Here is a 21,054-nt window from a genome sequence, read left to right on the forward strand (position 1 = left end):
CGGAGAGCACACCATTACAGTCCGAACCTCAAGCATTCGCATCAACAGGCGTGTTGTGCGCCGGATCGATTGGCACCGCTATGCTTATGCGTCAGCCTGATATCCCTGATAGCTATCGCCCGCACGTTCCAGGCGCATTTTGCCCAGACCGTTCAAGTGAGTGGCGCAGAATGCAACTTCGTCGGCGACTATTCGTTCGAATAGCGCAAGCCGCGTTTGCAGCGCGAGCTCCGGATCGCTGTCCAGAACATAAGTCACTTGCGGCCGTTCAAATTGCAGCGGACCTGCGATCATAGCGTCACCTAGCAGCAAGAGCTGATCAGCACCCGATGACAGGTGCACCATTGCGTGGCCCGGGGTGTGACCCGGTGCAGGCACCAGCCGCACCCCCTCCCCCAAATCCGCAGCACCGGCATGCAATTGTCGCGCGTACGGCAGACCATTGGCGATGGATTGGATCAATCCGGCAAGTGGCTTTTGTCCTGCAGGCACATTTGATGGGCGGTCTTCGGCGGTCCAATAGGTCCATTCGACTTCGGACATATGCAGCACCGCATTCGGGAAGACTGGTTGCCCATCCTTCATGAGACCACCGATATGGTCAGCGTGCATGTGCGTGACGATGATGTCCGATACAGTCTTCGGGTTGATCCCAGCAGCAGTCAACCGTTCAACCATCTGGCCTGTCGCCGGGTATTTCGCCTTGAGGAAGTCGCCCGACCCGGCATCCACCAGGATCGACCGGGTGCCGGTCGAAATGGCCCAAAGCGTCGCGCCCGCGCGCAGGCTTGATGCAAGAGAATGCGTGCCCACATTCTGGAACGCCTCCGCAGGCAGATCGAAGTGGCCGTCAGACAGGGCTGTCACGGTAAGGTCACCCACCGTCATCCGCTGGGTAAAGGCTGTTTCGGCATAAGACATGATTGGAATCCCGGACAATAAGGTTGATGCGGCAATGCTTTGCACAACGGCTCGGCGCGATACGGGGTCGTCAGACATGGCGACCTCCACTTGCATCTCCTGCCGCGCCCGGTGACGTATGACCGTGCGGCAGGAAAACGGCCAACGATGCTGCAATGAGAAAGACAGGATACTGCCAGCCGTTGGCTGCGTGATCGAACAGCATGGCTCCGAACAGGATCGGGAACAGCGATCCCACGAGCCTCACCAGGTTGGGCTGCACAGGAATGCCGGCGTCATGATCGAGGTTGTGATATGTCATCATACGCTCCTTCAGATCGTTCCACCTTTGAACGCACGCCGATCAGATGATACAAATTCTGTCGTTTTCCTTTTCAGAATACCGCGTATCTGCGCGCAAACAGGCGTTACGGCTTGCGTCAACGTTCGTGAGAACCGCCACGCGATACTTAGCGTCTCACGCAAAGTCATTGAGCGGTAACTGTTTCGCCTTCATGGGGAAATGGTCATGCCCGAATGGATTTCTTTTTAGGAAACCTGTGCAGGACCAGAGTGTAACGCACTGCGCGGCTGCATTCCGAAAGGTAGCGATTAGCATTTGCAAGGCTTTGGTTCCGTTGCCGGGACGTGCAGAAATTTCACGCCCCGACGCGTTCCAGCTCCCCAAAAAAGGTCACCACTCACGGAACGAAAGAAGTCTTCGACGTTGCGTTCCGCAGAGTCAATCGGAGTCAACCAATGCGAGAGATCGTTTTTTGGGCACATTGTTAAAAAGGCCCGAAGCGGACGCATGCGGTAAGTTCGGGCGAAGCACTGTGACAATTGCAGGAAAGGACACGGAATTTTTTTCGGGACCTCCTTTGATCCCGGTTGGAGCGAAACGGACTTACATGCAGGTCAAACAATCAAACGATCAACTTACGCGGCATGGCTTTGCGCGTTTCTAAGGGCTCAGAACAACTCTCAAAGTGACAATCTCAAAAGGCCGCAATTTTAGTTCTACCCGGTGTTCATCATGCGAAATCGGCGACACGTCCTGTTCCCAGAAATCGACGATTGAGGCAGTCAGGATTTGCGGGACAAACGTGATACTGGCCACTGCCTCTTGGCCTGCCGCCTCGAACATGCGGAGCACAATGCCATTTCCATCTCCAGCTGGTTTGAGCGTTTCGACAATCACATTGCGCGTTTCAATGGATCGAAAGAGAGAATGAGCATCGCTTGCGCCGCTATCGGCGGGCAGGAAACGCGCATTAGAGTTCAGGTCATAGGCTTCGCGATCAAGGCTGTGCCGATCATTTCCTGTAAATGGCAACAGGCTGTACGTGAACGTATGCGGGCCTTGATCCGCATTGGGATCCGGAGCGGTTGAGGACTTGATGAGGGTGATCCTGATCGTGTCATCATGGACGTCATAGCCGTATTTGCAGTCATTCAGGACAGCGACGGAAAGCTCAGATGTCGTGAGCATTGCCCATTTTTGAGCCGGAACCTCAAAGCGCGCGGCGTCGAAGGAACTCTCACGCGAGGTTGCCCGCTCGACATGACCCCATTGAATATCAAATTGTGCATAGGGTGCCTGGACGGCGGTTGGGAAGGCGGCTTTGAGCAACGTGTGCTGTTCGTGCCAATCAACATCTGTAACGAAATCGATCCGGTTGGAATGGGCGCACAGAGTGATCTTTTGCGTTATGACACTCGACCGCCACCGCGTCGTGACGCGAACGCTCGCCCTGATCGGACCTCGCTCCACGATTTCAAATGTGGTTGCGCCTGAAAAGATCTCCATCCGATCTTCGAAATGCGGGTCTATGTCCCACGCGTCCCAGCAAATCGGACGATCCTCGAAGGTTTGTAGTTGATTACCGGTGCAACCGGATTTCAGAAAGTCGCATCCGGTTGTCTTATCAAATACGCGGGTCAGCTGTCCGTTCGGCGCGATCTCTACCCGCAAGTATGCGTTTTCCAAAGCGACGCTTGCGTCGTTTTGCTCAACGCAAACAGGTTTTGCAGGCAGCATGGCATTCGAAGTCGGCGTCACGGAATACGCTGGTAGCATCTCGAAGAACAGCAGCGTGCCATCTTCAACCGCCTGCCCGTCCTCAGAGCCGGGCCCGTCCTGCAAGATCACCCGCGCGCCCGAGATAGGTGACGTGTTTGCAATTGCGGGGCTGGACGCGCGCAATGCAGTGGCGGCCTGCGCTGCGGCGCGCTCTGCAATCTCCATGATCTTTGCAAAGTCACGACGTGCATCCTTAAAAACCGATGGAACCGAGGTGCCTGTGACGATGTCGTGGAACTGGTTGAGGCACAGCAAGCGCCAGGCTTCGGACAAATCTGGTGTCGAACCGGCCATAGCAGACAAGGCTTCGGCCTCGTGAAGCGCTTGCTCGGCCCGTCTGTTCGCTCTCTTGATCCAGCCCTGCGACGTCAGAACGCCGCGATGGCCTTCCATGTAGTGCTCGCCGGTCCATACGGGCAAATCGGCAGCGCTTGCCTCAATGTGCTCAAATGTCTCCCGGACCGTGCTCATCTTGAGTTTCGGCATGCCGGGCATGTCTCCATATGCACGCGCCTTGGCCAGCAAATCCTCGGTCGGTCCGCCCCCGCCATCGCCATACCCGTAGCAGATCGGCAGCGTGTTGATCTGAGCGGGAATTGTCGGGTCATTTGACGTGCCCAGAACCTCGGCGGCGCTCAGATCGCTTTTGTAATTTGTCGGGAATGGCAGGTATTGCACGTCTCTGGGCGTCGTCAGGATATGGGCGAGCACGCGGCTTCCATCCAGACCTTCCCAATGATGGGTGGACCATGGAACCTTGTTCTTCTGGTTCCAGTTCAGCTTGTTCGTCACAAACCACTTGAGCCCGGCAAGTTGCATAAGCTGCGGAATTTGGGCCGGAAATCCAAACGTGTCGGGAAGCCACAGAACCGGTGTTTCCACGTCCCCGAACGTGTCACGGAAGTATTGGCGCCCCAATGTGAGTTGGCGGACCAAAGCTTCGGGTCCGGGAATGTTAAGATCCGGTTCGACCCACATGCCGCCCATGACCTCCCATCTGCCCTCCGCCACGCGGGCTTTGATTTGCTCAAACAGCACCGGATAGTCCTCGGCAGTCATCGCGTAGAGTTGTGGTTGCGAATGGGAGAATTTGAAGTCAGGCTCCTCCTCCATCAATCTCAGAACGTTGGAGTAGGTCCGGGCATTTTTTAGACGGATTTGAGAGATCGGCCACAGGTAGGCAATATCCATATGTGCGTGACCGATCCCATGCAGGGTCACGTCAAGGGGTTGGCCCGCAGCCGCTATGCCTGCATCAAGGGCGGCATGTGCTGCGGCGACCGAATTGTATAGATCATCGCCAATCGGATCGCGGGTATCGAGCACTTTGAACGCTTGATCGAGCGCTGCCAAAAGAGATTGGCGCTCCTCGCGCTCTGGCTCCAAGACCGAAACTGTGTCGAGCGCAGCATTTGCCAGTTGATGAAATGCCAAGAGCCCCTCGTCCCGTTCAACCAACGAAGGCGTTCCCATGAACAGTTTTGCCTTGCTCGCAGGAGCGGGTGGCCATCCTGCCAACCCGGTCCATCCGTGAAGTGACAGGACATGTTCTGCGCCATCGGACACTGCAGCGCTCAGCGGCAGCGTGTGGTGATACCGATCTGCCGATCCAATAGGAACCTGATCGATGTGAACAAGAGCTTCGGGATGGTTGAAGATATCACCCAGTTCCCCAAGCGGCAGATGCAATGCCAGATGTTTTGCATTCCAATCCTGCGGAACCCGGAAACTGCTTTTGAGAACGAAATTCAGATCGGTTTGACCCCAATAGCTTTCATGCGGAACCTCCTCCCAATTGGTGGGGTCAGCGCAGATCGGCGCATCGATCATCGCCCCGGTGAGCGGCATCAGCCTGAAAGGCGGCAAAGGTCGTTTTCGTCGGAAGATATAAGGCGCGATCAATGCCAGCCGCGAGGCGATCTTCTCTTCGGTGAAGGGCCAGCGCCCGCCCATCCCGTGTTAGACCTGTGCCAGTTCGAAGCCGGCGACATCGCCACGATATACAGCGCCTGCGCGTTCGGCTTCGGCCTCCAGCGAGGCTGGGTCCCAATCGTCGCGGCCACCACCCCAGGCGCGGTTCAGATCAGGCCACGGGATCGAGTCGATCAACAGTTGCGTGTATGGATGCTGCGGCTGACCAATCACCTCTTTTGGCGGACCGGCTTCGACCACGTGTCCCTTGTACAGAACCATCACATAGTCGCTCACATGGTAGGCCGTGGCCAGATCATGGGTGATATAGAGGATCGAGATGCCGTATTTGTCCTTCAGATCGTAGATGTTGCTCAGGATGGTCGCGCGCAGACTGGCATCGACCATGGACACAGGCTCATCCGCGATCAGCAACTTCGGAGAAAGCATCAAAGCGCGCGCCACGATGAGACGCTGGCGCTGGCCGCCCGACAATTGGTGCGGATAGCGGGAAAGAACCAGATCGGGATCAAGCCCCACCGCATCACAAGCCGCCTCCATCGCCTTTTGCGTATGTGCTTCGGACTGCGCCAATCCGAACTGCTTGAACGGGAATTTCAAAGCATGATTGACCCGGTAGAACGGGTTGAAACAGGAATACGGGTCCTGAAACACCGCCTGCACATTTTTGCGAAACTCGAGGCTTTGCGCAGCACTCATGGTGGCAACGTCCTGCCCTTCGAAGAGCACCCTGCCCTGACTTGGCGGATTGAAGCCAAGCATGATCGAGCCCATCGTGGACTTGCCCGAACCGGATTGCCCCACGATAGAAATAATCTGCGGCGTGTCGCCTTGCAGCGCGAAGGACATCGGGTGCAGGGCCGTTACGGGCCCATAGTCCTTGCGCACATTTTCAAAGCGCAGCAACGGCTCATTGCTGGCGCGTTTCGGCGCTTGGGCATTGCGCTCAGGATTGAGAAAACTCTCACCGCCAACCAGAGGCACCGAAGAAATCAGGTCCTGAGTATAGGGATGCTTCGGCGCTTCGATGATCTGCTTTACGGTGCCGTGTTCGACCAGTTCGCCATCTTTCAGAACGGCAAGCTCATCCACCGATTGTGCCATCAGACCCATATCGTGACCAATCAGAATAAGACCTGACCCGATCTGCGCCTGAATGTCATTGAGCGTTTGCATCACCTGCCTTTGCGTCACCACATCCAGCGCAGATGTGGGTTCATCGGCAATGATCAGATCGGGGTTCAGAATGATCCCAAGCGCGATGCAAACCCGTTGCTTCATCCCGCCTGACAACTCGTGCGGATAAAGGGTACCCGTATGCGCGGGCAGCCCGACGCTGGTCAGCGCCTCGTCAGACCGACGCTTTAGCTCTGCGCGGTCCATATTGCCTTCGTGTGCGATGATGCCATCCCAAAGTTGCGGTTCGATCCGCATCACGGGGTTCAGCGAATTCATGGCGCCCTGTGGAATATACGCAATCCGCGACAGGCGGGCCTTCCGAATCTCCTCTTCGGAGAGCGCCAGGACATCTGTACCTGACAGATCAATAGTACCGGATGCGACACGCCCCGGTTCGGCCAGCATCTGCATCACGGCAAGCGCGGTCGTCGTCTTGCCCGAGCCGCTTTCACCGATAAAGCCCACGCGGCGGCCTTTCTGGATCGTCAGGTTCAGGTGTTTGACCGCTTTCACGACACCTTTCGGTGTCGGGAACTCGATGGAGAGATCGCGCAAGGTGAGGACAGGTTTGTCGGTCATGACAGTTTCCTCAGGCGTGGGTTCGACACCTCGTCCAGACCCAGATTGATGAGCAATAGCCCGATGAACATCGTGGCAAGCAGCAAGGTCGGAATGCCCCACCACCACCACAGGTTCTGGATCAGCGCGCCCGCATTGATCGCCTCGTAAATCGTCCGCCCGAGGGTCGGGATGCGTTGTGGGCCAAGCCCAAGGACCTCAAGCCCCACCGCTGTCACGATGGAGGTGGTGACCGACGCAATGAAGGACCCGAACAGATACGGCACAAGGTTGGGCATCATCTCCCGAAACATGATGTGGCTGGTCGAGGCCCCGGACAGTTGCGCCATCTGCACGTATCCTGATTGCTTCATCGAAAGCACTTGCGCCCGGATCAGCCGCGTTGGCGATTGCCAGACAAACCCCGCGATCAGAAGCGCCATCATGGTCAGCGTCACGTCGCCAAAGGCTGACTGGAATACGACGAGGATCAGAAGCGGCGGAATAGTGATCATCACATCCGCCAGCACGCGGATCGTATCGTCGGTGCGGCCACCCACAAACCCGGCTGAAAAACCCAGAAAGATGCCGATGGACATGCCGATCAGCGACGCCAGAAGTCCCACGAACAAGGTGTTTGGCGCACCGATGATGATGAGGGCCAGCATGTCCCGCCCGCCGCCATCCGTTCCAAGCGGATTGCTCCAGACACCCGGTTGCTTGCGAAGGTTTTCGAAGCCGACAGGCGGAAGCTTAAGCGTTGCAGATCCGGTGAAGACCAGCTCCGGGTCCCAAAGAACGCGCCCGATGAGCCCCAACGCGATGATGCCCAGAAGCAGGCCTGCACCCCAGATCAGTTTCGGGTTCATCCACGGGTTATCGAAGCGCTTCAGGCGCTTTTGCTGCCGTCTTTCACTGCGGGTTATCGGTGCATCGGTCATCAGGTGACCCCGTGTCTGATTCTGGGATCGATGAACGGATACAAGAGGTCCACAAGAAACACGGATACCGCCGTCATCAGAATGATCACGTACGACACACCCTGAATGACCGGGAAATCCTGATTGAGGATCGCGTCATAAAGAAGCTTGCCCATGCCGTTGTAGGCAAAGATGCGTTCCACCAGCACTTGCCCCGCGATCAGCAACCCGACCTTCAGCGCAAAGGCCGTGATCTGCGGCAGGATCGCATTGCGGATCATGTATCGGTACAGGATGTATCGCGGACGCAGACCCTTGGCCTCGGCCAGTTTCACATAGTCCTCGCCCTGCACCGTGATCATCAAACCGCGCATGCCCAGGGCCCAGAAACCGAAGGTCACAATGACGATGGACAGCGCAGGCAGGAAGCCGTGATAAAGCACTGAAGAGACGAACTCCCACGTCCAGCCCGGTTCCACGAAAATCGAGTAGGCCCCGGTCAGGGGAAACCATTGGAGTTTGGCCGCGAAGATCCACATCAGGAGGAGACCGGAGAGGATCGGTGGAATTGATGTAAAGACCATCGCGGCCGGGATCGCCACACGCACCAGCTTTGGCGATCTGTCCCAAACCATCAACGCCCCCAATAGGTTACCGATGAAAAACGTGATGATAAGCGAAAGGATCATTAGCCCCAATGTCCACGGCAGCGCGTTTAGGATCAGGGTCGACACCGGCGTGGGAAAGGCCGCAGTCGAAAGGCCGAAATCAAAAACCAAAGCGCCCGACAGGTATTTGATGTACTGAACAATCAGCGGCTGATCGATGCCCATGTTGGCCCGCAACTGCGCAAGGATCTCCTCGGAATTCGCAACCGCCCCTGCGCCTGCCGCCATCCGGCCAAGCGCGATCTCTGCCGGGTCGACCGGCGAAAGGCGCGGGATGATCCATATGATCGTCGCCGCGATCAGGATCGTCAGCACAAGCGTCACAAGACGGTTGATCAGGTAGTCCCTGGGGATGCGTCCCATGTCTCAGACCTCGTCAAATCGGCGGCATTGAGCCTCGGCAAGAATTTCTGCAATGGCTCGCTGTTGCGCGCGATGTGCCAGACATGGGCCACCGCGCGCAGCAACGATTTCGGATCACCCGGCAGGTTCGAGATTGTGGATGATCTGGTGGGTATGGTTCCACCAGAAGAACGGGTGGTTGTAGTAGTTCTCGGCGCTTGGCCAACCAGTCCAGTAAGTGGTGTTCATCGGCAGCAATTTTGCGGCCTGCACCAGTGGAATGAACGGCATCTCGGCATCAAGATGGGCATAGGCTTCGGCCACCATTCCCGGGATCGCCTCATCCCCAAGCGGCATGGTGCCAATCTTGTCCACGATTTGCGAATACAGCTCTGCCGCGTCACCATCCCAGCGGGCGGTGTTGTTAAAGCCCGGAGACCGCTCACCCACCGGAACCACATCCTTCACCGTATAGCGCCCCATGGAGGCCCAAGGCTCGTTCACCGAACCGCAGGACAGCCACGAATAGCTCATCTCGTAGGTGCCAAATGGCAGTACTTCACCCCAGAACACACCATTCTCGACCGGCACCGCCTTGGCGTCGATGCCTGCGCGCTGCAACTGCTCAACGATCACATCGATGGTGCGCGTGTATTCCGTTGACGCGGAATTGACATGAATGTTCACCGACAGCGTCTCGCCATCCTTTGCATAGTAATCGCCGTCCCTGACCCAACCATCGCCTTCGATCAGCGCCTGACCCGCCGCCACATCAGCTGACGCTGGAAGGCCATGGCCCGCATCCACGATCGCGTCGATAAAGGGCGCCATCGAGCCATATTGAGCAAACATGGTCCGCGAGGCTTCTGTCGTGCCTTCATAGGCCACATTCACGATCTGGTTCCGGTCAATGATATGAGCCACCGCCTTGCGCATGGCCGCACTGTCCCACGGGGCCATTGTGGTGTTGATCTCAAGCTGTCGCGCGCACGGGTCCGAAGCGGCGAATGGGTAATCCTGATGCCAGGCGATGACGTTTGGGTTTTGCGCCTGCACGGCTTCGAACGTGCCGATGCTGACGTTCTGGGCGGCGTCTATCTGATTGGATGCCATAAGCTGCGCGCGGCTTTCTTCGCCACCCGTTTCAAGGAAGATCACGCGCTTCGGCGCGGGCAAATCCTGAAAGCCTGCCTTGGCGCCCCACCACTCATCATTGCGATCCCAAATCGCGCGGTTGGAGGACGCGGAGGTGAAGGTGTACGGCCCGGTGCCAATCGGTGGGTTGAACGCGAACGTCGCTGCATCCTGACCGTTCCAGATATGTTCCGGCATGATCAGGAAGGATCCGAAGATGCGCACCCCAAAGTTTTCAACGACGAAGCGCGGATTGGCATCCGCCAGCGTGAACTTGACCGTCAGGTCATCCACTTTCTCCACCGAAGCCACTTGCGCCCGGATCGTAGAAGCCTCCCGCGAAGAAATGTCTTCATTCGTCAACGCCATGTTGACCGTGAATATCACATCATCAGCGTTGAAGGCTTCCCCGTCGGACCACTCCACGCCGTCGCGCAGGGCCACCGTGAATTCCGTGCTGTCGCCGTTCGATTCAAAGCCCGTTGCCAGCCATGGATCAAGATCACCCGTGCCGTAATTCAGAATAAAGAGCGGCTCCCACATCGTTTGGTGCGCGCCATGCATCCGCTTGGTGCCGGGGGTCATCCAGTTGAAGTTCTCGGGGTCCTGTATCGTGCGGTCGAGGTCGAAGATGACCGTCTCTTCGCGGCTGATATCCTGAGCGAAAGCACTGCCGGAGAATGCCGCAAAGGCAAGTGTAGAAACTGTTAAAAGCAGTTTTGAAACTCTCATATTTTCCTCCCAATTGGTCCGACGGGTCGTTGCCCGCTTGTCCGTTATCGAACGTAATCCAGCACCAGAACACGCGTGCGTTCAGGTAGAGTTGCATGTGCCAGTTCAGTTGTCGCGCCAAAGGCGAAATCGACATCTTCGTCCTTGAAATGGCTCAGGAAACTTTCAATCCACACCGTATTGCGCGGCTTGTAGGTCAGCGTGCGGAAATGCATCGGTATGACCAGCTTTGGCCGCGTGCGATGGATCATTTCCATCAGATCTGGCAACTCCAACGTCAGGTAGCCGCCCGCCAGTGCAAATAGCACATCCGTATCTTCAAAAAACGCCTGTTGTGCGTCCGTCAGCGGATTGCCAACATCCCCCATATGGGCGAATTTGATACCATCCAGCGTGAACCGATACATGCCGTTTTGTCCCGGCACTTCATGCTCTGGATGATGGTCCCACTCCGCCGCTTCAATAGCAGTAACTTCAACCCCTTCGGCTGTGGTGGATCCGCCATTCTGCGCCACGGTTAGGGCATTCACCACCGTAGGGTTGCCAGCAATCAGATCAGACCGGCAATGTGCACTGTCGTCGTCGGAAGAGATCAAGACGAGATCGGCGGCGTCTGCGATAGGCGCGTAACCAACACCGTCGGGGGTGTACGGATCCGTGATGATGCGCGGTCCGTCTGTTGGATCAAGTCCAAACGCCGCGTGTCCGTACCACGTCACTCTCATCTAGTTATTCCCCACAACATGGGGAGAACTGGTCTTGGTGATATCATCATTGTCGGGCCGCGGATGGGTTTGCCAATTCCCCGCCTCTCCCCGACAAAGGATTGCCTCGACGCCGCGCGCCCAGGTTTCGTCGGTGATTTGTACGTCAGGCGGGCAATACCGCAGGGTCAGCCCGCAGCGACGACGGTTGCTGGTATTGGCCAGCGAGCCGTGCACCAGCATGTCAGCGTGCATTGATATCTGACCGGCGTTCAGAGAATTGGTAAAGGGGTTGCCCAAAGCGTCCGCATTCGCAGTTTCCTTGTGAAACACAGCACTGCCGTCGGTTTGCTGCACCCTCATCGCGCCTTGATCATGCGTACCGGGAAGAAAACGCATTGCCGAATTGCTCTCGTCCGCGTCATCAATCGCCAGCCACACCGTGACTGTGCGCGCAGGCGCAAGCGACCAGAACGTGGCGTCCTGATGCCATGGAACGACCTTTGGATCATGTGGCTTTTTCGATAGAATTGCGCTGGCCCAGCACAGCACATTTGGGCCAATCAGGTCGGCCACGTGATCAAGTATCCGGGGGTCGGTCGTTATATCATAAAGACCGCGCAGGCGCGCTTGATAGCAGTTGATCCCATAGGCACCTTGCGGTCCCATCTCGTGCATCAGTTGATCAACATACGAGCGAATGTCGGTAATCTCTGCCACTGAGAAAATGTCGAACGGTTGGACAAAGCCCCGCAAATTGTATTGAGCGATCTGTTCAACGCTCAACGTCTTTGGGGTTGTATTTTGCACACTCTGAAAGCTCAGATTGTGCGGTTCATCCAACATCACGACACACTCCCTTGCCAGGTCAGCTTACTTCAGGGGGGCGTATAGTCAGCGACGCAAATTGACTTTTTGTTGTACTATGTTGATCTTTTGACTGTCTGGAGTTTGATTTATTGGCTTGAGTTGCTGCATGCGAAGAACACACTTCCACATCGAAAGCTACCTGAGGGAGGATGAGGCATTCCACTTCGCCCGTAAGAAACTGGCGACACGCTATCCGGGTGCTGCCCATGACCACGACTATTTCGAAGTCTTTCTGATCGAGAACGGGCGCACCGCACATTGGGTAAATGGCGTCACTCAGACGTTGGAACCCGGACATCTGGCCTTTATCCGCCCCGGCGACGTGCATGCATTTTCGGCGGATCGAAAATCCGGATGCCAGATCATCAACGTCATGTTTCGCATCGAAACAGCCGAACATCTCGCAAAGCGGTATCAAGATACTATCGCAGGGCGCTTCTTTGATGCACGTGGCGCGCTACCGGAGTTACACACTCTGGGGCCTGCGCGTTTCTCGCGCGCTGTTAACGTCGCTGATCAATTGCAGACCGCGCGGCGGTCCCTCGCAGGCATCGAAGAATTTCTGTTGGTCCTTGTGAACCGTGTCGTGCACGCGTCAAGCAATCTAAACGCGTCAACGCCGCGTTGGTTTGCGGAAGCCTGCAGCGCGGCATTGGCGCCGGATGTCTTTCGCCTTGGCGCCGCTGGATTGATCTCGGCCGCTGGACGCAGCCACGAACACGTCTGCCGCACATGCAAGGTCGTCACCGGAATGACCCCATCGGAATATATCAATCGCATCCGGATCGAACATGCAGGGCAACTGTTACGCAGCACCGAAGAACCGATCGAAGATGTCATTGAAGCCTGTGGCTTTCAAAACACCAGCTATTTCTACCGGCTGTTTCGAAGCCAAACCGGATCAACACCGCGCGCCTACAGGCTTGCCGGTCAGCGGGATCCTTTCCAGCCTGTTGGTCAATCTTAGCGTGAATTGGCTGGCAGGGTTGATCCCAGGCACTCGCCAGACATCGCAGCCGTGTCACCATGTCCAGCCAGCCGACCGCATCGGACGCCCGCAGCACCGGTACTCTTGGGGAGGATAATCCTGTTGCCAAACGCAGGCCACTCGGGAATCCTGTTGGTCAATGTCTCTGGGAGGATTCAATGTTTCACAAAGCCATCATCGCTGCCGCCAGCCTGTCACTGCTCGGCTCTGCTGCCGTTGCTCAGGAGAAGATGCGGATTTCGCTGCAACTGCCGCTGACCAGCCATCTGGGTGAAAACCTCACGCTTTTCGAAAAGGAAGTCGAAGAACGCACCGGCGGCGCCATTGATGTCGAAATCTATGACAGCGCGACGCTTTACAAAGACAAGGAAGTGCCCGCGGCCGTCGGCTCCGGCGCGATTGAGGCCGGGGTTGCCTCACTGACACGCTACGTTGGCGACGCGCCGGTGGTCGACGTGTTCTACATGCCGTTCCTGTTCAACACCGAAGACAAGGTGCGCACCGCAGTTGCCGAAGGCTCCCCCGTGCGCGAGGTTCTGGAAACCGAAATTGCCAAGACCGGCGGCGAGGTTCTCTATTGGCAGGCCTACGGTGGCGCGATCCTGTTGTCGCAGGATGAGCCGATCCTCACACCTGAGGACATGAAGGGCAAAAAGGCGCGCGTTTTCGGGAAAACACTGGGTGATTTCGTCACCGCTGCGGGCGGTGCACCAACTCTTATTTCCGGCTCGGAGCAATACCTCGCGTACCAACGCGGCACGGTTGATGTGGGCATGACGGGCGTGTCCGGCGTCAAATCCCGCAAGCTGTGGGAAGTGATGGACACCATCACCAAGACCAACCACGCGAACATCGAATTCGTTGTGGTGGTCAACAGTGACTGGTGGGCTGGACTGGACGCGGAAGTCCAGGGTCAGATCCGCGAGGCGGCCAAGATTGCGCAGGACGATGTACGCGATCGGATGAGCCAGATTGAGGCCGATGCCTATGCCGCAGCCGAAGAAAACGGCATGACAATCGTTGAACTGAATGACCAACAGCTTGCCGCATGGCAGGAAGTGTCCCAGCCAGTGATTGACGAATACCTCGAAGCGACGGGCGAGGCTGGTCAAAAGGTCCTGGACGCGCTCGGCGTTGATTCAGGGTCCTGATAGACATGCCCTTACAGTCTGAGACAGACGGCCTGCGGGTCGTCTGTTCTTTTGCGCCATGAAGGCAATCACGTCCCTTTCGCGCGCAGCATGCACAATCGGTTCCGTACTGTTGGCAGCGACCGGAGTGATGCTGACCTATGAGGTCGTTGCACGCTACTTCTTCATACGGCCAACGATCTGGGCGGCGGAGTTGAGCCAGCTTTGCCTGATCTGGGGATGCCTCTTGTCGATGGCGTATCTATTGACCCTCAGACGCCACATAACCGTGAATGCGGTCACAACCCTTCTGCCGCAACCTGCACAACGGTTCTGTGCCTTTATCGCACTGGCCGTTGTTGTGGCGTTCTCTGCCATCGTCGCGTTCTGGGGCTATGACATCTTCCACGACAGCTTCGTCCGCGGCAGGACAACCGGATCGCTGCTGAATTTGCCGGTCTGGATCGCGGAGGCTTCGGTGCCTATCGGCTTTGGTCTGCTTGCAGTGCAGGGTGTGGTTGAGTTGATTGGCTTGCGCGGCTCCGGCACGACCAGCCTTGGGGCGACGCACGAATGACCATAATCCTGATCCTCGTCTGCCTTTTCGCGCTTCTGCTTCTGGGTGTGCCTGTGGCCTTCGCGCTCGGTGGAATGGGTCTGGGCATGCTTCTGCTGGGCGGGTTTTCCCCGCTCATGGCACCGCAATCCATCCTGTCGACACTGGATGGGTTCATCCTTTTAGCGGTACCCTTGTTTTTGTTGATGTCAAACCTGCTGCTGAAGGGCGGTGTGGGACGTGATCTGTTTGCTGCGGTGCAGGCTTGGGTTGGTCACTGGCCCGGCGGGCTGGCAGTGGCCACAATCATCAGCTGCGGCCTCTTCGCTGCGATCTCCGGGTCATCGGTGGCGACGGCTGCAACCATCGGAACGGTCGCAATTCCGGAAATGATCAACCGTGGGTACGACAAACGCTTCGTCTACGGGCTTTTGGCGGCCGGAGGCACACTTGGTATTCTGATTCCGCCCTCTATCCCGATGATCGTCTACGGCTTCGTCACCGAGCAATCGGTGATTGCCCTGTTTCTTGCGGGCATTGCCCCCGGCCTGCTTCTGATCACGCTTTTTATCGTCTTTGCGATGCTGCACGCCCGTTTGTCCGGCAATTTCGAGAACGTGCCAAAGGCAAGCATGTCCGAACGGATCGATGCGTCGAAACGTGCGTTTCCTTCTGTGGCGCTTGCTGCGCTGGTGATCGTCGGTTTGTATTCCGGCGCGTTTACTCCGACGGAAGCGGCCGCTGTTGGCGCAACTGCAGCACTTTTCATCGTTGCGTTCTGGCTGCGGACGCTGACATGGGCAACGCTTTGGGAAGCCGTACGCGAGTCCGCCATAACAACGGCCGCAATCCTGTTGATCGTCGCGGGAGCCAAGGTGTTTGGGAAGGCAATCGCGCTCTACCGCATCCCGCAGGACATCTCGGCCTTTCTGGCATCCACCATCGACGGGCCGATCATGTTCATCATCGTGGTTTCGGTTGTGCTTTTGCTCATGGGACTGGTGTTCGAAGCGCTTTCGATGATCCTGATCATGACACCTGTGCTTCTGCCGGCCGCTTTGGGTTTGGGTTTCGATCCGATTTGGTTCGGTATCTACATGGTCATCATGGTCGAATGTGCGCTGATCACACCGCCGGTGGGCCTGAACCTCTACGTTATCCAATCGGTGGCGCGAACTACGCTCGGGAACGTCGCCCGGGGGGTCTGGCCCTTTCTGGCGCTGATGTTGTTCACCGTGGCACTGCTATACGCTTTCCCTGACCTCGCCCTCTACATCCCGTTCAAATGGTAATCCAATGACATCAGCCGAAACCCTGCGTGCCCTCTTGGCGGAAGATACCTGCCACATCATGCCCTGCTGCTTCGATGCGCTGTCGGCCAAGTTGATCGCGCAGGAAGGCTATGCGCTTACGTTCATGTCAGGCTTTGCGGCATCAGCCAGCCGGATTGGCGCACCCGATCTGGGCCTGATGAGCTACGGCGAAGTTTTGGATCAGGTGCGCAACATTACCGATGCCACCAACATTCCGCTGATCGGCGATGGCGATACAGGGTACGGGAACGCCATGAATGTGCGTCGCACCGTGGCTGGCTTTGCCAAGGCCGGGGCCGCGTCAATCATGATCGAGGATCAGCTGGCGCCCAAACGCTGCGGTCATACGCCTGGCAAAGCCGTGGTGTCACGCGACGAGGCTTTCGACCGTGTCCGCGCGGCCGTAGACGAACGGGAGGCGCTGCGCGCGCGTGGGGGTGATATCCTTATCTTGGCGCGCACCGACGCACGCCACGAGCATGGCCTTGGTGAAGCCATTGAGCGTGCCGCGAAATTCTCTGGGATCGGCGCGGACATTCTCTTTGTGGAAGCGCCCCGCTCCGAAGGAGAGATGCGCGAGATTTGTCGGTCACTGCCGGGACCGAAGATGGCAAACATTGTTGAAGGTGGGGATACCCCCGATCTACCGAACGCAGCACTGCACGACATCGGCTACACGATCGCGGCGTATCCCCTGTCACTTATGGCGGCCGCAATGCAGGCGATGGTCACAACCCTGCGTGCTATGCGCCAAGACCAGCGCCCCAACCAGATGGATTTCGGCAATCTCCGGTCTCGGATTGGCTTTGACGACTATTACGCAGCATCCGCACGCTACGCGTCTTCACTTCGATTGCGGTCCGACGACTGACGCATTGGACATTGCTCAATAAGGCGCCGGACGCCGAGTATGTTCCAGCGGCTTTGCAATAACGTCCAAGTCCTTCCCGATCAGGCTCTGACGGCCAGTGGTACGTTGAGACGCGAACCGACCCGTGTGCGTGGCCGGTTTCGAAATTGCGCCTGTCCCATCAAAGCTGACGGATGTGGGTTTCGACCAACTCTGGCAAGTCTTCGAAATTACCAAAGGCCACATCATGGTGCATCGTGTCCACGGATTGCTTGCGGTATCCTTCGGTGAACAGAAAGAACGGGATCGAAGCGCGGCGAGCCGTTTCTGCATCAACTTCACTGTCGCCCACATAGATCGGCGGCCCGTCCCCAAGCGCCTCAAAGGCAGCCAGCAAAGCCGACGGATCCGGCTTTCGGCCAAGAGGATTGTCGCCGCCCCATACCGAAGCAAAAAAGCCATCCAACTCAAGATGTTTCAATACCGCGGCACAGGGCCGGTACAGCTTGTTGGTGCAGATCCCAAGGCGGTGGGTGCGCGCAAGCGTTTCCAGCGCATCGCGCACGCCGGGATATAGAACTGTTAGTGTCACCGCCTCGTCGTATCGCGCAATAAACGCGTCCAGCATCACTTCTTGCGCACTGTCCGGGATGTCACGCGCAGCGCGCACCTTGGAGACAAGAACGTGTATGCCTTCACCGATGAAACTACGGGTGTCGTTGAGCGAAATCGGTTCCACGCCCATATCCTGCAACACCGCATTGGCCACGCCCTGAATATCGGGCGCGCTGTCAATGAGTGTGCCGTCCAGATCAAAGACAATTCTCGCCGTCATGGGCGGCTTACAACGAAGCTTGGCGTGATCCCAGCCTGCGCAATCGCCGCTTTCACATCCTGACCGGCAAAAAAGCCGTAGCCAGAGATCAACGCCGATGCGACACCGGCAGTCTGCGCGCCCAGAATGTCGGTGTGCAAGCTATCCCCCACCATGAGCACCCGCGACTTGTCGACCGCTCCCAGCCGTTTGAAGGCCAGATCAAAGATGTTGGCGAACGGCTTTCCAAAGAATGTGGGCGCAACATTGGTCCGATCGGCAAGGCGGTGTGCGAAGTGGCCGGGCTCCGTCGAGAAGCCTGTTTCGCGGGGGGCGACGATATCCGGGTTTCCGACGAGAACGGGACGTGGGTTGTCCATCAGCGCGGCCTCCAACAGGGTCTGCCGCGCGTCGGTCCAAGCCGCCGATCCGATCATTAGAAAACCGTCGACGGTGGCATAGGGTGCCGGATCTTCCTCCAGATAGGTCAGGTTCAGCCCTTCCAGATCACGCAGGCCGGTGCTGCGCGTCGCCATCAGGCCCCAGTGCATTCCGCGATGGCCGTTCAACCCTGCCAGCAACGTTGCGCGGCTGGTGACGACGTCCTCCGGCGCAAAGTCGTACCCAAGCCTTGCGTATTTCTCCATCAGCGCCGCATGGGGGAACCCCGCCGCGTTCGAGACAACCAGAACGCGTTTGCCTGCCGCCTTCAATGCCTTGACCCGTTCGGGCGTGCCCGCAATGGCCGTCTCTCCGATATTGAGAACGCCAAATGCGTCCAGAAGGAACGCGTCGAATTCATCGGCAAGGTCTTCAAGCGTTTCAACGCTGCGATATGAACCGTCTGTCCGTACGGCGTCAGGCAAGCGATGCCGGACCGCTTCGTAGGCGAGAAACGCTTCTTCTGCTGAGATTGCGCTCAAATAATCGCTCCACGCACCTTTGCCGACACCCATTCACTGATGACAACGGCAAACAGGATCACGACAAGGATCAGACTGACCTGCGGCCACGCCAGCACATTGAGCGACGCCGAAAGCTGCAGCCCAATCCCGCCCGCGCCGACAAGCCCCAGCACGGTGGATTCGCGAATGTTGATGTCCCACCGGAAGACGGCGATGCCCGCGAAAGCGGGAAGGATTTGCGGTACGATACCATACGCCATGACCTGCCAACGGCTGGCGCCTGTGGCTGTGATGGCTTCGACCTGGGTGTGGTCGATCTCCTCGATCGCCTCGTACAGCAGCTTGGCGCAAAATCCGATGGACCGGATGGCGATGGCGACAACACCTGCAAAGACACCAGGACCGATGATGGCAATCAAAAGAAGTGCCCAGATCAGTGAATTGATCGACCGGGTGGACACGATGATCAACAAGGCAATGGGCCTGACGAAAAGGGCAGACGGCGTGGTGTTGCGGGCGGCAAGGAATGCAACCGGCACCGCAAGGCACAGCGAGATCATTGTCCCGAGCGTCGCGATGTTCAGCGTGTCCCAGATCGGGCGGCCCAATTGGGTGATGTACTCCCATTTGGGCGGCGTTGCGCGCGTCCAGATGTCGTTTGCGATGCGCGGGGCATCCCAGACAAAGAACCACGTTGTGGATTCTGAAATGATTTGCCAGCAGTAGACAAACACCGCCACACCCAACAGCCACCCGACCCAGCGGATCAGGCTTTCACCACTGGTCCGACGCCGCCATATCTGCGCACCTTCACGCTCCAGAACCGGCATTACTGAACCCTCGCGCGGATGACGCCGGACAAGTATTCAAGCGCCATGACAATCCCGATGATAAGCAGAAGGATGGCCGCCGCAGTGTCGTATTCATACCGATCAAAGGCGGTGTTCAGCGTCGCCCCGATGCCACCGGCACCGACAAGACCAAGGATCGCGCTTTCGCGAAAATTGATGTCGATCCGGTACATCGACAGTCCCACAAGCCGCGGCATGACCTGCGGCTGCACACCGTAGTTGATCCACTGCGTCCAACGTGCGCCGCTGGCCTTGATCGCTTCGGCCTGCACCTTGTCCATGGCTTCGATGTCTTCGGCCAGCAGTTTCGACAGAAAGCCGATCGTGGCAAAGGACAGCGTCAGGAAACCGGCCAGCGGACCAAAGCCAAAGATCGCAACAAGCAGGATCGCGACAATGATTTCCTGCAACGCACGGCTGATGGCCACGATGCCCCGACAAATGACATAGACCGGTAGCGGCGCTATGTTGCGGGCGGCGCCCAAACCGATGGGGATTGAAATCAGGATGCCCACAACCGACGCCGCCACGGTCATGACGATGCTTTCGACAAGGCCGCTCCAGATGTCCGACCAGCGCGACAGGAAATCCGGGTTGGTAAAGGCAAGGACAAAAGCCCAGCCCCGATCCAGCCCGTCATAGACGCGGCCCCAATCGACCTCGATGGTCATGAAAGCGGCAATGAGGTACGCGACGAACCCCACAATCAGGGTCCAGCGCAGTGCTGTATTCTTGATAAAGGCCGGCTTCCGCCAACCGCGCCCCAGCATATCGTCCAACTCGCGATGGCTCATTCCGCGGCCTCTATGCCGGTCTCATCGTCCTCGACCTTTTCGATGGTCGCTTCCCAGTCTTCCTCGCCGTAGATTTCAGTCAATTTGTCTGGGGTCAAACCAGTGGGCAGACCGTCATAGACGATCTCGCCGAACCGCAAACCGACGACGCGTGGAACGAACATCTGTGCCAGCGCCACATCGTGGATATTGATGATCGCGGCCAGCCCCCGTTCCTGACACAGCTCGGTGATCAATCGCATGATCTGTCGGCTGGTCTTGGGGTCAAGCGACGCCGTGGGTTCGTCCACGAGCATAAGCTTTGGGTTTTGGATCAGTGCGCGGCAGATACCGACCCGCTGGCGCTGACCGCCCGAAAGTTCATCGGCGCGTTTGTCAGCCATGTGCAACAGACCAACCCGGTCCAGTAGGCGGAACGCTTCATCAACGTCAGATTGCGGGTAGCGCCGCAGAAAGCTGCGCCAGAAACCAACATAGCCAAGCCGCCCGGACAGAACGTTCTCCATCACTGTCAGGCGTTCGATCAATGCGTATTCCTGAAAGATCATCCCCATTTCGCGGCGCGCCTTGCGCAACGCGCCAGAGCTGAGTTTGACGAGATCCACATCGTCTAGCATCACCGCGCCGCTGGTGGGTTCGACCAGCCGGTTGATGCAGCGGATCATGGTCGACTTGCCCGCGCCCGACGGCCCGATCAACGCCAGAACCTGCCCTTTCGGTACGTCCAAGTCGATTGACTTCAGCGCTTGATCGCCAGTCTTGTATGTCTTTGTCAGTTTTTGAAGGCGCAGCATAAAATTTCCCTAGCACGGGGTATGGGCGGGCCCTGAT

General features: G+C 57.6%; 19 protein-coding genes. 5 read left to right on the top strand and 14 right to left on the bottom strand.

Annotated features, from left to right (window positions below; all coding sequences use genetic code 11):
* Positions 1-84: 84 nt before the first annotated feature.
* From Q1A32_RS02010 to Q1A32_RS02050, 9 genes are all read right to left on the bottom strand, one after another.
* Entirely contained in the window at positions 85-999 is a 915-nt protein-coding gene (locus tag Q1A32_RS02010) for an MBL fold metallo-hydrolase (protein ID WP_299648776.1), read from the bottom strand.
* A complete protein-coding gene (locus tag Q1A32_RS02015) occupies positions 992-1,222 on the bottom strand; it encodes a hypothetical protein (protein WP_299648779.1) in 231 nt (76 codons plus the stop codon). The genes Q1A32_RS02010 and Q1A32_RS02015 overlap by 8 nt, the downstream gene beginning before the upstream one ends.
* 642 nt (positions 1,223-1,864) lie before the next feature.
* The gene (locus Q1A32_RS02020) at positions 1,865-4,936 is read right to left on the bottom strand and encodes a glycoside hydrolase family 38 C-terminal domain-containing protein (RefSeq protein ID WP_299648782.1); all 3,072 of its coding nucleotides are present in this window, start codon (positions 4,934-4,936) and stop codon (positions 1,865-1,867) included.
* A gap of 6 nt (positions 4,937-4,942) precedes the next feature.
* Positions 4,943-6,673 carry an ABC transporter ATP-binding protein gene (locus tag Q1A32_RS02025; RefSeq protein WP_299648786.1) on the bottom strand — a complete coding sequence of 577 codons (1,731 nt, stop codon included), beginning with the start codon at positions 6,671-6,673 and terminating at the stop codon, positions 4,943-4,945.
* The gene (locus tag Q1A32_RS02030) at positions 6,670-7,593 is read right to left on the bottom strand and encodes an ABC transporter permease (protein ID WP_299648789.1); all 924 of its coding nucleotides are present in this window, start codon (positions 7,591-7,593) and stop codon (positions 6,670-6,672) included. Before Q1A32_RS02030 ends, Q1A32_RS02025 begins: the two co-directional genes overlap by 4 nt.
* Complete coding sequence (locus Q1A32_RS02035) at positions 7,593-8,603, bottom strand: ABC transporter permease (protein WP_299648793.1); 1,011 nt, start codon at positions 8,601-8,603, stop codon at positions 7,593-7,595. Before Q1A32_RS02035 ends, Q1A32_RS02030 begins: the two co-directional genes overlap by 1 nt.
* Positions 8,604-8,717: 114 nt before the next feature.
* Entirely contained in the window at positions 8,718-10,448 is a 1,731-nt protein-coding gene (locus Q1A32_RS02040) for an ABC transporter substrate-binding protein (protein ID WP_299648796.1), read from the bottom strand.
* A gap of 44 nt (positions 10,449-10,492) precedes the next feature.
* On the bottom strand, positions 10,493-11,173 hold the full coding sequence (locus Q1A32_RS02045; protein WP_299648798.1) for an MBL fold metallo-hydrolase: 681 nt from the start codon (positions 11,171-11,173) through the stop codon (positions 10,493-10,495).
* Complete coding sequence (locus Q1A32_RS02050) at positions 11,174-11,998, bottom strand: phytanoyl-CoA dioxygenase family protein (RefSeq protein ID WP_299648801.1); 825 nt, start codon at positions 11,996-11,998, stop codon at positions 11,174-11,176.
* 130 nt (positions 11,999-12,128) lie between these two features.
* Here Q1A32_RS02050 and Q1A32_RS02055 point away from each other — a divergent pair, with 130 nt between their 5' ends.
* The 5 genes from Q1A32_RS02055 to Q1A32_RS02075 all read left to right on the top strand — a co-directional run bounded on the left by Q1A32_RS02055 (position 12,129) and on the right by Q1A32_RS02075 (position 16,880).
* On the top strand, positions 12,129-12,989 hold the full coding sequence (locus tag Q1A32_RS02055; RefSeq protein WP_299648804.1) for an AraC family transcriptional regulator: 861 nt from the start codon (positions 12,129-12,131) through the stop codon (positions 12,987-12,989).
* Between the two features lie 179 nt (positions 12,990-13,168).
* Positions 13,169-14,161, top strand: coding sequence for a TRAP transporter substrate-binding protein DctP (gene dctP / locus Q1A32_RS02060; protein WP_299648807.1), 993 nt, complete (start codon positions 13,169-13,171; stop codon positions 14,159-14,161).
* A 130-nt stretch (positions 14,162-14,291) separates the two neighbouring features.
* The gene (locus Q1A32_RS02065) at positions 14,292-14,717 is read left to right on the top strand and encodes a TRAP transporter small permease (RefSeq protein WP_299648810.1); all 426 of its coding nucleotides are present in this window, start codon (positions 14,292-14,294) and stop codon (positions 14,715-14,717) included.
* Positions 14,714-15,988, top strand: coding sequence for a TRAP transporter large permease (locus tag Q1A32_RS02070; RefSeq protein ID WP_299648813.1), 1,275 nt, complete (start codon positions 14,714-14,716; stop codon positions 15,986-15,988). Before Q1A32_RS02065 ends, Q1A32_RS02070 begins: the two co-directional genes overlap by 4 nt.
* Positions 15,989-15,992: 4 nt before the next feature.
* Positions 15,993-16,880: an oxaloacetate decarboxylase gene (locus Q1A32_RS02075; protein WP_299648816.1), complete on the top strand. Its 888-nt coding sequence runs from the start codon at positions 15,993-15,995 to the stop codon at positions 16,878-16,880.
* Between the two features lie 160 nt (positions 16,881-17,040).
* Here Q1A32_RS02075 and Q1A32_RS02080 read toward each other — a convergent pair whose 3' ends face one another.
* Genes Q1A32_RS02080 through phnC form a run of 5 tightly spaced genes read right to left on the bottom strand, consistent with a single transcriptional unit; the run spans position 17,041 to position 21,017 of the window.
* Complete coding sequence (locus tag Q1A32_RS02080) at positions 17,041-17,694, bottom strand: HAD-IA family hydrolase (RefSeq protein ID WP_299648819.1); 654 nt, start codon at positions 17,692-17,694, stop codon at positions 17,041-17,043.
* A complete protein-coding gene (locus Q1A32_RS02085) occupies positions 17,691-18,596 on the bottom strand; it encodes an HAD-IIA family hydrolase (protein WP_299648822.1) in 906 nt (301 codons plus the stop codon). The genes Q1A32_RS02080 and Q1A32_RS02085 overlap by 4 nt, the downstream gene beginning before the upstream one ends.
* Entirely contained in the window at positions 18,593-19,408 is an 816-nt protein-coding gene (gene phnE / locus Q1A32_RS02090) for a phosphonate ABC transporter, permease protein PhnE (protein WP_299648825.1), read from the bottom strand. Before phnE (Q1A32_RS02090) ends, Q1A32_RS02085 begins: the two co-directional genes overlap by 4 nt.
* Entirely contained in the window at positions 19,408-20,223 is an 816-nt protein-coding gene (gene phnE / locus Q1A32_RS02095) for a phosphonate ABC transporter, permease protein PhnE (protein ID WP_299609947.1), read from the bottom strand. The genes phnE (Q1A32_RS02090) and phnE (Q1A32_RS02095) overlap by 1 nt, the downstream gene beginning before the upstream one ends.
* Positions 20,220-21,017: a phosphonate ABC transporter ATP-binding protein gene (phnC, locus tag Q1A32_RS02100; protein ID WP_299648828.1), complete on the bottom strand. Its 798-nt coding sequence runs from the start codon at positions 21,015-21,017 to the stop codon at positions 20,220-20,222. Before phnC ends, phnE (Q1A32_RS02095) begins: the two co-directional genes overlap by 4 nt.
* Positions 21,018-21,054: the final 37 nt, after the last annotated feature.

It is taken from the genome of uncultured Tateyamaria sp. (assembly GCF_947503415.1).
Taxonomy (GTDB): domain Bacteria; phylum Pseudomonadota; class Alphaproteobacteria; order Rhodobacterales; family Rhodobacteraceae; genus Tateyamaria.